Below are 14,006 nucleotides of genomic sequence, written 5' to 3' on the forward strand. Positions count from 1 at the left end.
TGACTGACGATGAAGGTGACAAGAGCAATATTGCTCGGGTTCAGGTTCAATTCCGTGATGACGGTCCAACGATTGAGTCTGACAATGCGGTCGTTGTTATTGATGACGATGATGTTCTGGGTGCAGATGGTAATCCGGATGGCGTTGGTGATGATGCGCCAGCAAATACCACAGGAACACTGAGCCACAATTATGGCGCTGACGAAGAAGGGGCGACAACGCTTCTGCTTGATACTGGCGCACCCGAAGGCTTTACTTTTTCTCTTAATGATGATGGCACAGTTCTGACAGTTAAGCAGGGTGGTGTTGATGTGATGAGCATTACACTGGATGATACAACATCCGGGAATTACACCGTCACTCAGCTTAATCCAATCAAACATCCAGAAGGTTCTGATGAGAACAATGTTGAGTTTGTCTTTAACTATCGTGTGACCGATGGTGATAAAGATACTGTGGATGGAACACTTTCTGTTTCTGTCGATGACGATACACCTGTTGTTCTGGGGTCTCAGGATGATATCAATGTCAGTGAAGAAGGTCTCCCCGGTGGTGTTCGTGAGTATGAATTCAAGCCGCGGTTCGGGTTTGAACGGGAAGAGGCTGTTACTGAAGTTGATGGAAACATCAAGGTAAACTTTGGCGCAGATGGTGCTAAGTCGATTGATTTTTCTGGCCTTGACGCCACCGTGGCGACCTTTAAATCTGGTGGTGTTGCCGTTGCATATGACTGGATAGAGGGATCGAATGGTACGGGTACTCTAACTGCTTGGACGCAACCAACAGATGGAAGTGCTCCTGTTGCTGTCTTTACTCTTGAGGTAACAGACGCTGCATCTGGCGCATATACATTTACCCAATTGGCACCAGTTGATCATAGTGCTCAGGGTGAAGATAATCTTGCTATTGACCTCGGCTTTACCGTTACAGATGGAGATGGTGACACTGCAAAAGGATCGCTTACTGTTAACGTTTCAGACGATACTTCAACCAATAATCCTGGCTTGATTCCATTCCCGAACGTCATCTTTAATATTGATGAAGATGGCGGGTTTAATAACCCTGGTCTTCCCGATAGTAATCCTTTCGGTCGAGGTGATAACTGGTTTGGTGCTGTAAGCCAGACTGTTTCCCTTGTCGGTGCTTTCGGTGCAGATGGTATCGGGTCTCTTGATTTTGCTGATCTTGACGGAACAGTCGCTCCCGTTACCTCTGGTGAACAAGCTCTTACCTATAGTTGGGTTGTTGATGCTGCAACAAATGGTGGTACGCTGACGGCCTCTTATGTGGACGCAGGTGGCGCAACAATCGATGTATTCACTGTTGTGTTGAATGCAAACACAGATCAAGCGACCTTTAACCTGCTTGAGCCGATTGATCATGATCGTGGTGGTAATGAAAATGACGAACAATTCGTTCTGTCTTTCAACAGGACTGACTTTGATGGTGATGTCGTAACCGAGAGTATCGTCATAAATATCGATGATGACACACCTGTTGTACAATCTCGGGTTAATGCTGGTACTCTTGATGAAGAAATGCTGGCAACTGTTGATGATATAATGGTGTCTGGTGATATCGGCGTAAGCTTTGGTGCTGACGGTGGAGCGTTCAGTGATATCAAGTTCAAAGGTTGGAAAGACGGAGATGATCGTGGGCGCACGGTTTCAACATTGAAATCTGGTGATGTTGATGTGATATTTGGCTCAGCCGCAGTATTGGTGGACGGTGGTCCTCTTACATTGATTGGTAAGGCCAATGATGTTGAAGTTATCCGTGTCGAAATTGACCCGGACACAGGTGCTTATAAAGTTATTCTAAGCGGCCCTGTAGATAATCCTGACATATCTTATGATTCAGAAAATCCAAATATTCCTCGGGGTGAGAGCGCGAATGATGACTTCGATCCGATAAGATTACGCTTTGAATACACTGTTACTGATGGCGATGGCGATAAGACAAGAGGTAATCTTGACGTTACAGTCGAAGACGATGAAGTTAATGCACACTATACAAGAACGGCTGATGATCTCTCAGAAGCAAAGTTGGCAACTGGTGATGATATTGTCACAGGAACACTGGATGTAGATCCATCTGCTGATGGAGCAGAGGTTGTCGGGCTTTGGTTTGAAGATTGGAAAGATTCAGAACGAAGTGGCCCGTTCTCCAATGATCTTTATTCCAGTAAAGAATTGATTACCTTTACTCAAGAACCGGGCCTTGTTAACGGCATGCTGGTGTTGGTTGGTACAACGCCGACTGGTGGTAAAATCATTACCCTGAGTGTGAACCCAACAAATGGGGAATATAGTGTTACTCTACACGGACCTGTTGATCACCCTGATCAGTCTGTTAATGGTAGTAATACAACTGATCCGATTTCACTTTATTTCGGCTATAAAGTTGTCGATGCTGATGGTGATGAAGATTATAGTACTGTTCGTGTCAAAATCGAAGATAGTGAACCAGTAGTTGACAGTAACCTCAATGCCTTGGTCCAATTGGATGATGACACCCTTGCGGGTGGTCATGCGGGTGGTATAGGTGATATTGACCCTGATACTGCTAACTTAACCGGGACTTTGAACTTCGCGGCTGGTGCCGATGGGGTTGAAAGTGTTCTGTTGACCGGGACGGCTTTGCCATCCGGTGCTGGTTTCTCATCCAGTGTGTCCGGCGATGGTACCGTTATAACGGTCAGCCAGGTGATCGACGGGGTACCAACAGATGTTTTCCGTGTGAACTTGACTGATAAAACATCAGGCGCCTACACAGTGACACAGCTTGCTGCGGTTGCGCATACACCCGGGGGTGATGAAAATAATACACAGTTCAGAATTAACTATGAAGTAGTTGATCAGGACGGGGACAGTGCATCTGGATCAATTTCGGTTAATGTGGATGATGACAGTCCGCTAGCAGTGACAGACAACGGTGAAGTTACTGAAGCTGGCACCCTTGATGTAACTGAGGCGAACGGTGTTCTTTCAAATGATGAGCAAGGTGCTGATGGCGCGGTTGTCTCTGGTGTTGGTGCGGGTTCAGGAACGCCTGTAGCATTGGGGGCTGCTATTGAAACGGCTTACGGCTTCCTGACTTTGAATGCGAACGGGTCCTACACTTACGAAGCCAAATCAGATACGATCAGCGATGAAGTCATTGATACCTTCACCTATGAAATCAAAGATGCAGACGGAGATGTTTCCACCGCAACCTTGAACATCACGGTTAAAGATGCTGTGCCATCGGTGAATAACACTAATAATGCTCGGATTAAACTGGATGACGATGCTCTCGCAGGCGGTCATGAGGGAGGTGTTGGTGATGCTGATCCGGATAGTGCTAATCTAACTGGAACGTTGGATTTTGATGCTGGTGCTGATGGCCTTAAAAGCCTTGTTCTAAAAGACACGGGTGTAGTAAGTGGCGGTGCTAGTGGTCTTGGTTTAATGCTCCCATCTTCTGATACACAGCAAATTATCGGGCAGAGGATTGATGGTGTAATAACGGAAATTTTCCGTATTAACATTGTTGATACAACAACTGGGGCTTATACCGTTACGCAAACCAATCCTCTGCGTCATTCTGATGGGAATGATGAAGGTAATGCAGTATTCCGTATCCGATATGAGGTAACGGATAATGATGGCGATGTTGTCGTTGGTGAAATCTGGCTTGACCTCAATGATGATAGTCCGCTTGCTGTTGTTGACAGCGGTGATGTGACCGAGGGGGAAACCCTTAGCGTACTTGCTACGGGTGGTGTTCTTGTTAACGATCATCTTGGTGCGGATGGGGCCGTTGTTTCTGGTGTCATTGACGGGGATGGTACACCTGTTGCTCTCGGGGGCGCTGTGGAAACAGATTACGGCTTCCTGACGTTGAGTGCTGATGGTTCTTACATTTATCAAGCAAAGTCGGATGTAACAAATACAGATCTGGTTGATAGCTTCACTTACGAGATCACTGATGGTGACGGTGATACATCAACTGCTAAACTGGATATCAATATTGCAAATGGAAATGAAGCGCCAGTCGCCGCAGACGACATAGTTCTGACAAATGTTCAGGGCGAAATTGATATCCCGGACTGGGCATTGTTACAGAATGATACGGATGTTGATGGTGATGCGCTGGTTGTTGATGCTGTATCAAATCCGATCGATGGCACGGTTACGCATGCAGATAGTACGACTTCCTTTACGTTAGATAGTGGTGCTGATGTTTCCTCGTTAGGCTTTGCCACAAGTGGTTCAATGACCACGGTTAGTGAAGTATCTGATGACGGTTTCAGCTATAATGCCGATGCGTCTGCCAATGATCTTGGGGATGAAATTCGAGGAGACAATATAAACGGATCGAATGGAACAGCTAAAGACCTACCTCGTTCCAATTGGGTTCGGGATACATCTGTTGGGGATGATGTCGTTCATAAAATTCGTTTTGAGGGAAGTCTCAAAACAGCTAGTGATTCTATGAGAATGTCTCCGACTCTTGTTAGGACTCTAATTAAAAGAGATGTCGATGCTTTCAAAGTGACACTTCTTGCTGGTGAAATTCTTTCTCTTAATGTTCTTTCATCCGAAAATAGCCCGGATTTTAAACTCTATTCTTCTATAGATGATAGGGCCATACTTGATAATGACTTTAAGGCGGGTAGTTATACAAATACGTCTGGTGGGACTATTACTGTTTTTGTCAGAGTTGAGGAGAATGACTTCAGGGGCCGAGATAGTGATATCTCTGATGATTATTCTGTTGAGCTTTCTATCAATAGTTCTGCGCTTACCGATCAGGTCACTGAAGGTAGCTTCGATTACACCGTAGCTGATGGTATTGATAGCGATGATGCCAATGTTTCTGTCGAAGTACAGGACGGTGATACAATCACTGGTACGGGTGCGGATGAAATCCTCATCGGTGGCGATGGCAATGATATTCTGCTCGGTGGTGGCGGTGCCGATATTCTTATCGGTGGCGAGGGGCACGATACTCTCACTGGTGGTGCTGGTGCAGATACTTTTGGCTTTACCGGATCTCTGGATAGCTCTAATCGTGATACTGTTACGGATTACAATCTGGCAGAAGGTGATGTGATTAATGTAAGTGATCTGGTTGCTTTCGATGATGCCGCTAATGGCGGGGACATTTCTGATTATCTTCAGGCCTTTAATAATGGTAGAGGCGGGATTGAACTTAAGGTTAATGCTGATGGGGCAGGTAGTGATTATGAAACTGTTGCATTGTTGCAAGGACTTGATCTCAACAGCCAGATCAAGGTTATCCTGGATGATCAAGAATATACAGTAAATGTGGCTGATATAATCTAGGTATCTCTGCTTATAATGGTTAATAAAAAAGCCCCGGACTTAATTGTCCGGGGCTTTTTTATACCTGATTATACTGATGTATATTAAATGCTTCTGCTGTTGTACCAACGGTTTTAATTGCAAAGGACAGAAGCATAAAAAAATCTAATTTAGAGGTAATTTTACGATAAATTTGCATGGTATTTATTTTGAATTTAGATCAATTTTTATTTAAATGAACTTCTTGCTAACTATATAAAATTAAATATAAAAATAACATAATTCTTGTGTTTATATCATACATATTAGTGTTGTTTTTTCGGATATTTTTCTATTTAAAACTTCCATTTCTGGTTAAGCTGTATGCGTGCAAAAAAGCTCCTTTTGGATCTGTTTAGTTAAGACATCAAGAATGAAAAGAGCTAGCAATACAAATTTAGATAATGGTGATTGTGTTGACTGAAGCTACAAGCGAAACTGTCTCTGATAAACCCTTAGCGGATATTTCTGGCGAAGCCGGGCAGGATCAGCTTGTTGGTCAGGCGGCGACAGCTATTGATGTTATTATCCCCAACGCGGGAGAGACAGCAACAGTTACGCTAACAAAAGGTCAATCAGCCAATTTGAACTTTGATGCGTCTGGCGCAACCCCTGTTCTGGACGGTGATGATTTTATACTGACATTTGATAGCAATGGCGATGGTGCTTCCGATAGCCGCATTGTTTTTGAAAACCTGGTGGAAGAAGCGCAAGGTGCCGATGCGCCAGTCTTGATTATCGGTGGTGTCGAACTTTCTGCAAGCCTTTTGATTGGTCAGGCCCAGGCGCTTAGTGCCGGGGAAACGCTGGAAACAGCTGCAGGGGCAGGGGCTGGCCCACAAGGCGGTGGCGGCAGCCAGTACGACGATGAGACTGGTGATCTTGTTGATCTACTGGACGCGCAGGATGTTCTTGGCCGTACTGAACTCGATTTCAATTTGTTGGATGATGGTGACGAAGAAACCTTGGCTGAACTGAATGGTACGCCAGTTAATAATACGGTCGCGCCAGTAAATGTCGAAGTTCACGAAGATGCCCTAAAAGGGGCGAATGCTGAATCTGGCCAAGGGCAGACAGCTGAAATTACGATCACAGCCGAAGCATTGACGGCAACGGTTGATGCAGGATCTGATGGACTTGGTGGATTTGATTTTAATGAAAATATTTCTGGTCCTGTTGGTGTAACCTCACAGGGTGAAGCTGTGAGCTATAAAATCATCACAGATGGTTCCGGGGCAGTTGTTGCGGTTCAGGGTGTTGCCGGGTCCGGTAGTGATGAGCGTGTCGTTTTTGAACTGACCAAAGATGGTGATGACTTTAACTTCGCCCTTAAAGATCAAATTGACCACACACCCAATACCCCCGCGAATGATGACGGACAGTCACTTGATCTGGATATTTCAGGCGCTTTTAAAGCTTTTGATACCGATGGTGACGAGGTTGTTCATGAAACTGCCGTTACAGTAACAATTGAAGATGATGTTCCCGTGGCTGTTGCCGATAGTGAAACATTGGCGGGTACTGGTACAAATACCGTGGTGACAGGCAACGTTCTGGATAATGACGGTGTCGGTGCTGATGGCGGTACGATTACGTCGATTACTTTTGACGGTAAGGAACATGCTGTTGCGGCAGATGGCGTAACAGAGATTGTTGGTGCTAATGGTACGTTACAAATTTCTGCAGATGGTGCTTACACCTATACTGCTTCCGGGTATCAAGCAGCTGGTGATCATTCTGTTGGGCGCTCTGGAACAGGTGGCCGTAGCAGTGACTGGGGTGGTGTTAAACTTTATGCCTATGGCATGTCCGATACACCAGATTTTGATGCCTTGGCGAACACGGGTGCAAATGTAACCTTTGGCAGCCGCGGTATCGGGGTGTCCGGTGGATCGCCTGCACCAACCCAAATCAACCATGATGCTGTAACTGGTGAAAGCGAAAAGCTGGTTATTGATCTCCAGGCCGATGCTACCTCTGCTACGGTCAAGGTATCTAACCTTTACAAAACAGAAAGCAAGGGCGAGCAAGGACAGTGGACAGCCTATGATTCCGATGGAAATAAGGTTGCATCCGGTATTCTGAATGACCCAACCATTGATTATAACGGCAGCAACGTCGGCACCGCGACAATTGATACCGGGGGTGTTAAGTTCCAGTATCTGGTGTTTGATGCAATTGGCTATGCTGATGGTGGTAGCCGCCGAGGCGATTCATCTGATTACTTTGTGCGTCAGGTTAGCTTTACGACTGAAGAACAAGGTGCGGGTACAGATGTCTTTACCTATGAAATCACGGATGGTGACGGCGATACTGTATCCAGTACGTTAAGCTTGGTCGTGGATGGCGCCAACGCAGACTATTCTACGGCAACAGCCGGTATTCAGGCATTTCTGGATTATGATGGCGGCCCCGTTGGCGGTGCCAATGCACCTTCGGGTGGTGCCAATAATTCTGAAATTAAGGGTAAAATTGGGCTTTCAAAAGAACTGCTCAGCGATGATAGCCTTGAAGGCATTGATAATCTGATCGCAACAGATTTTGGTGATTATGTTTATGGCAGTGCCGCAGACAACGAGATTTCTTTAGGTGGCGGCAATGATACCTTTGATGATCGCTATAATGGTTCTGGCAATGACACCGTTGATGGCGGGGCTGGCAACGATAGAATGTGGACCGGAGACGGTGAAGATACGTTGATTGGTGGTATTGGTAACGATATTCTATCCGGTGAAAGCGGCGATGATCTTCTGATTGGTGGTGCTGGTGATGATCTTCTAAACGGTGGATCAGGTGCGGATACGTACCAGTTCTCTGGCGCGGATGCTGGCGATACAGATACCATTGTCGGCTTTAATGTCGGACAGGGTGATGTTTTGGATTTAAGCGAATTGCTATTTGATGATGGATCATTGGCTGCTGCAAATGGTAATACAGAGTTGGCCGCTGCATTGGATGATTATCTAAATGTGATAACCAATGGTTCGGATACAACTATTACGGTTGATAGTAATGGGGCGTTGCCGGGTGGAGATAATGTTGTTATCGAACTGAATAACGTGAACCTACTCAACGGCGGAGTTTCCGAACTAGAAGCTATTAAGTCCTTGTTGGATTCAGACAGTTTGGATGTGTTGGGATAAAAACCAGCAATAGGTTTCTGACCTCGAATAATTAATATTTAGGTCTTGGGCGTTTGTTCAAGGCCTAAATAATTTTCGAATAAAATTCTTGCACAAGACCTTAACCATCACAAGACCTTAACCATCGCATGGCCTAATCATCACTTGGGCTGTAGCGATAGCGAAAGTCACAATGACTTGCGCCTTCCATAATGGTTTGGCTGCGGTCCAGTTTAATTTTAGGGTCATAACCTGTGCAAAAGGTTCCATCCCGGCTACAGGACAAAATGTGACCGATATCGCCTAAACCCATTTCAGTATACATTTCAGCAAAGCGACAGCGCGTGACGTTATAATCAACGTTATTTTCGTTTTCCTGAAGAATATCAATCTCTAACGCACCATTTGCCATCCATTGTGGCAACAGATCATGAAAACTTAATAATGATGTGGTTTCTGCTTGGGCCTCTGCATAGGCTTTGCCGTGCGAAATCGCATTTTTGACAATAGCATTTTTCAAAATTGATTTTGCCCGCTCAGAACCAACTTCGGCCACCATTTCATCATAGATCGGCTTGATGATATTTGCCTCTATCTGACGTTGTTCCAGAATTGGTAAATCAGTTTTGCTCATATGCTGTTCTACATTCCTGTTTGTTACATTATTTCGGGATGATTATGGCAGAGTGTTTTCAAAATGCAGCAATTGTTTTCTGTGATTTATGTTTCAAATACAAACCTTCGATGCAAGGGATCAGGGCGATGATGATCGCAATGACCTGAGCGTAGAAGATGACGCGATAGGCTTCAACTTCCTGCAAACCATAAAGCTTGGCGCCCTGATACACAATTTCAAGGATTTCCAGTCCGAACTCTGTGCCGAACATAATCACCAGCGCGGGCAACAGGGCCATAACGGGGTTACCACGACATTCGGCCATAACCACGCCAACGATGACGGTGGTGACCAACCCCATACCAGCCTGAGCAACCATTTTCGACGTGTAGAAGAAGGATGCATCAACAGGTAAGTCCGGATAGCGGATGAAACCGAGTGAACCGATGAGCAAGAGTAGAATGCCCGATAGCAGTAAGGCAGGCATCAAACGCGGCCAGCGAACAAAGAGCGCGCCACCAAGGGCGACAGCCGCAATCTGGGAAGCTGCGCCCAAAGAGGCACGGTCTTCGATTAGGGTTGGAGCGCAGAGGTGCCTGATAAGATAGGCTCCATCAAAGAAACCTGTAGAGGGAACTTCTAGAATAAAGAGACCAATAAGCAAGAAGGTCGCTGTTGGAGGGAGGCCTTTTTTCTGACTCTCCTCGTCAATATTTTTGAGGGTATCCTGCTGCCTTTTCTTTTTAAGATGCAATCCGGCAATTAACGCAATGACAAAGAAAGCCCCCATAAAAGACAGGCTTATGGCAGAGATCACGCCCGAGAGGGAATTGGATAGGGTCCAGGCCTCAAAGGCGGCAATGGTAACAATTATAAAGCTGATGGTTTGCCAATCAATCTTCTCGCTCGACAAGGTTCCCTTGCCGATTTTGGGATCGTTGGTTGTCTGAGCATCGGGCCTTTTCAGGACGGTCTTTGTCAGGAAGAGATAAAGGACCGGGAAAATTGCGAAAATCAGGAAGTAGTTACCCGTGCCAATATCCAGGGCGACATACTTTACCAGTTGCGGTGTAATGAGAAAAGCGACTGGTTGAGCCGAGGTCCAGACAGTGGTCAGGAAAACCCGTTCGCGCTCGTTCTCCACATCGTTAATAGCCAACTGTGCGATGGGGGCAAAGAAGGAGATAAAAAACCCGCCGAGGGCAAAGGTAATGATAACCATTAGCTCGCGGACAAAAAGCGCAGGTCCCATGGTCATGGTCAGGCCGAGTGCGGCATAGCATCCTGCAGCCACCAAGGCAGAGATCGATGCAATTTTGTGTGCCCGTTGTCGGGTTAGCAGAAAAGGCGCCACAGCCAACGCCATGACGGAACTACCAATCAGCAGCTCTACCAGGATCTGGGTTTTGTCGACAGAGATATTCAGGAAACTGGCAAACTCGCCCTCGGAAACAAAAACTGTTGAGGTGACAACAGATTTCAACGCGTTTCCGAGGAAGACAAAAGAGAGAATTGCCAGACTGACAACGCCAAATATCTTGTTCATTGAGTTTAAACCTTATTCATTGAGCAAGTACCTGACTTGTCCTGCGATTGTTTTTTCTTAACTACTATGGTGTTTGGGCCAGTTTCTTTTCCATGTGTCCTGCCGCACGGATGGCAAGCGCTGCAATGGTCAGCGACGGCGCATTAACCGGTGTAGTCACATGACTGCTAGAGCCAATGATATAAAGGTTGTCGTGATCGTGCGCAACCAGATCAGCATTGACCACAGAGGTTTTTACATCAATTCCCATACGCGTCGTGCCGCCAATGATGGCATTGGACAGGTAAGGATCGTTGTGTTTGACCTCTGTTGCCCCCATGTTCTTGAAAACTTCCAGATTGATGTCCAGACCGACCTTGAGGCCTTCTTTAGTATAGTCATCCATCTTGAAAGTAATCTTGGGTTTGGGTATGCCAGCAGTGTCCATTTGATCAGAAAGCTCTAACCGATTGTTTCTGTCGGGTAATACTTCTGCCGAGGAATTCAGGCGTAGGTGGTGGGAAACCTTCTCATTGATCTGTTTTGAAAGCTCTGCACCGATGACGCCCTGATCAATAAGATCATGGGCCATGTTGATGGCATCACTGTTCCCTGACCAGCCGTTGTTCATAAAGGATGTACCAATAGCAGCCATCTTACTTCTGAATTCACCGTCCCGTCGTTCTACCAGACCAGAGGTCTGTTGTGGCCCGCGATAGGGGAAGACAGGGTCCGGCGTAAATCCGGTGGTGTCTTGATTTGCTTGAGTTAGCAGATAACGCCCCACAGAATCAGATGAATTTGCAACGCCTTTGCTTGCTGTTTCCTGCTTTGAGTTTAGCAGAAGTCTTGGATTTTCGATGGCGTGGCCGCAAAGGGCAAAGGCTTTACCACCAACCCAGAAGGTTGATCCGTCCGGTTTTTGAACTTTGACGCGGGTGATTTTCTGGTTCTGATCAACTTCCATAAAGGTCACAAGGGCATTGACCTCTACGCGTGCGCCTTCTTCTTCTGCCTTTTGTGCATCCACAGAGGCGTCATATTTGGCTCCGATGGGACAGATGGGCACACAGGTATTGTTGCCACAGCAAACCGGGCGGTTGTCATAGATCACCGAATTACGGGCATGAGAGAATATCGCCGAATGCAGACCCATCTTGGTGAGTGCCTTTGTGACCTGTATGTCCAGATAGGTCTCCGGAATGGGTGGCATTTGATAAGGTGTCTTGCGCGGAGCGCCCCAGACGTGGTTTGGGTCACCTGCAACACCCCAGCGTTTTTCTGCAACTTCGTAAAAAGGTTCCAGAAGCTCGTAATCAATGGGCCAGTCCTCGGCGACGCCATATAGGCTCTTCATACGAAAATCTGCCGGGCGCAGGCGATCGGCAAAACCTGTCCAGTGCCATGTTGTCCCACCAAAAATACGTAAGTAAGCCCCGATAAAGAGGTTTTCTTTCAGCGTATCTTTGTCTTGAACATAAAAATCAGCATAGCCGTTATCTTCAGGATGTGGCGCGGAAGGAATACTTGGGTAGGGAGCCTGTGGACCTTTGACCGGATTTTCATAGAAAACTTTTAGAAAATCACCACGCGGGCGTCTGTCCCCAGCTTCCAAAATCAGAACATCAATGCCCTTTTCGCGCAAAGATCGGGCGAGGTGGGCCCCGGCCATACCGGCACCGATGATGACCACATCGGCATTCATTTTGTTTTCTTCAGCCATTACATCACGCCTCCCTTAAGCGGTCCATGCGTCCAGTGCCCGAACTTCGGGCCGCCGCAGATGCCGGGAGCCTTTGCAAAGGCCAGGGATGACCAGGCAAGCGACCAGGGATAGTAAGGAACAGTTGTAGTACTGTTGCCCTTATCATCTGTGCGAGTGATTTCGCCGGTATAGAGAACCCGGGCGATCAGCTTTGTCTGTTCCTTGAAGTCATCGCTGGCATTGATCAGGGCTTCGGTAATCGAGCGCCCGTCAACCAGCTGGATAAAGGTATTCATGGCATCCTGTCCATAGACGGCAAGGAACTCTGTCTCGACTGCACGGACCATATGATCGGCGATATCAACCACGCCACCGATTTGACGAACTGCTTCGCTAAATACCCGCGAACCCGACCCTAGACTTAACGCCTGTGCCTGTCCTGCCAAGGGGATCAGCGCAGCAGAAGCCAGTAAAGAGCGTCTGCTTAGTTTCATATGACTTCTCCTGACGACCTCTATAGAGGTCTTGTTTTTTATGCGGTTCTTGGTGCCCTTGTGAATTGGTTGCTGGCGGATCTTTTGCCCAGCGAATATGGGCCCGGAGGCTATTCCAAGGGCTGATCTATTGACTGACGATGACGGCACCACGTGCTCTGTTCGATGTGGAATCCTTGTCCATCATCGCGCCATATAGTTCAGCAATGGTGAGCCACACAGGCGGGTATTTATAGCGGGCAACATCCATCACAAGCACACGATCTGTATCGGCATCATAGGCTGCCACTGGCGAGATATGCCCGCCACCGATTTGACCGATAGGCTTGCGCGAATAGTTGGCGACAAAGCGTTTGTTGGGATCGGCAAGTGTCTTGGTAATGGTTTCACGTAGCCAGTTTTCATCAAAATTATCAGCGTGTTTAAACTCTGCTTTTGCCCCCAGATTAATGAAGAACTGGGCCAGCTGCGGCAGTTCCAATCCTTCGTGTTCAACCATGGCGTAGGACTTCACCTTTTGATTTTCCGGGGTGAAGATTGATGTCTGGGTGAACAGTGGCCAAGGGTAAAGTTGTGGTGGCACCGGGCGCTCGATATCCAGTGAGTTCATAACCCCGGCAATGGACGCTGGCCCACAGAACGTCAGAATGTGTTCGCTTTCCAAATAGCTTGCCAGTTTCAGGTAATCAGTCAGAATTTCGGCATCGCGGAACAGTTGCTCTCCCTCGGGGGAAGTCAGATAGATGTTGGTATCAACCTTTGCTGTACTGTCGGCCTGTACAGCTCCGGTAAGAGACAGAGTAACAAGAGCGGCTGCGGCAACTGTGTTTAATAGGAACTTTCTCATTTCTGTTCTCCAAACCATTTTGCGAGTTCTTCAATATCTTTGTCGGTGAGGTCTTTGACCATTTCCTGCATCACGAGGGCTTGCCCACCTGTGCGTTGTCCGTTTTTGTAATGACGCAGGGCGTTTGCCAGATAGATCGGCTGTTGTCCGGCAATGATCGGCACATCAGCCAGAGCCGGGCGGCCGTCTTCACCGTGACAGGAAAGGCATTGCGAGCCTGATGCAGGAATAGGCGTCGGAGCGGGAGTATCAGCCACCGCTATGTTTGTAAGGAATATGCCGCCAACCAAAAGGGCACTGGTGGCGTAAATTGTGCGTAATTTCGTCATGTTCAGTAATCCAGTTCGTT

At 47.1% G+C, this 14,006-nt stretch carries 8 protein-coding genes; 2 read left to right on the plus strand and 6 right to left on the minus strand.

Going from position 1 to position 14,006, the window contains the following annotated elements:
* Together WH96_RS03895 and WH96_RS03900 are read left to right on the plus strand one after the other, a co-directional pair.
* Positions 1 to 5,330: T1SS-143 repeat domain-containing protein (locus WH96_RS03895; protein WP_047762863.1), on the plus strand; the 5,330-nt coding region annotated here is incomplete at its 5' end.
* A 434-nt stretch (positions 5,331 to 5,764) separates the two neighbouring features.
* On the plus strand, positions 5,765 to 8,491 hold the full coding sequence (locus tag WH96_RS03900; protein ID WP_162200112.1) for a type I secretion C-terminal target domain-containing protein: 2,727 nt from the start codon (positions 5,765 to 5,767) through the stop codon (positions 8,489 to 8,491).
* Positions 8,492 to 8,624: 133 nt separating this feature from the next.
* Here the strand turns inward: WH96_RS03900 and WH96_RS03905 are convergent, their stop codons facing one another.
* The 6 genes from WH96_RS03905 to WH96_RS03930 form a co-directional block, all read right to left on the minus strand.
* Positions 8,625 to 9,104, minus strand: a complete 480-nt coding sequence (locus tag WH96_RS03905) for an L-2-amino-thiazoline-4-carboxylic acid hydrolase (protein WP_047762865.1) — start codon at positions 9,102 to 9,104, stop codon at positions 8,625 to 8,627.
* A 58-nt stretch (positions 9,105 to 9,162) separates the two neighbouring features.
* Positions 9,163 to 10,632, minus strand: a complete 1,470-nt coding sequence (locus tag WH96_RS03910; RefSeq protein ID WP_047762866.1) for an MFS transporter — start codon at positions 10,630 to 10,632, stop codon at positions 9,163 to 9,165.
* A 64-nt stretch (positions 10,633 to 10,696) separates the two neighbouring features.
* On the minus strand, positions 10,697 to 12,334 hold the full coding sequence (locus WH96_RS03915) for an FAD-dependent oxidoreductase (RefSeq protein WP_047762867.1): 1,638 nt from the start codon (positions 12,332 to 12,334) through the stop codon (positions 10,697 to 10,699).
* Positions 12,334 to 12,810, minus strand: coding sequence for a hypothetical protein (locus WH96_RS03920; protein ID WP_047762868.1), 477 nt, complete (start codon positions 12,808 to 12,810; stop codon positions 12,334 to 12,336). The genes WH96_RS03915 and WH96_RS03920 overlap by 1 nt, the downstream gene beginning before the upstream one ends.
* A gap of 127 nt (positions 12,811 to 12,937) precedes the next feature.
* The gene (locus WH96_RS03925; protein ID WP_053005650.1) at positions 12,938 to 13,657 is read right to left on the minus strand and encodes a phytochelatin synthase family protein; all 720 of its coding nucleotides are present in this window, start codon (positions 13,655 to 13,657) and stop codon (positions 12,938 to 12,940) included.
* Positions 13,654 to 13,986 (minus strand): c-type cytochrome, encoded by a 333-nt coding sequence (locus WH96_RS03930; protein WP_053005651.1) that lies wholly within the window; start codon positions 13,984 to 13,986, stop codon positions 13,654 to 13,656. The genes WH96_RS03925 and WH96_RS03930 overlap by 4 nt, the downstream gene beginning before the upstream one ends.
* Between the last annotated feature and the right edge of the window lie 20 nt (positions 13,987 to 14,006).

It is taken from the genome of Kiloniella spongiae (genome assembly GCF_001026905.1).
Lineage (GTDB): Bacteria > Pseudomonadota > Alphaproteobacteria > Kiloniellales > Kiloniellaceae > Kiloniella > Kiloniella spongiae.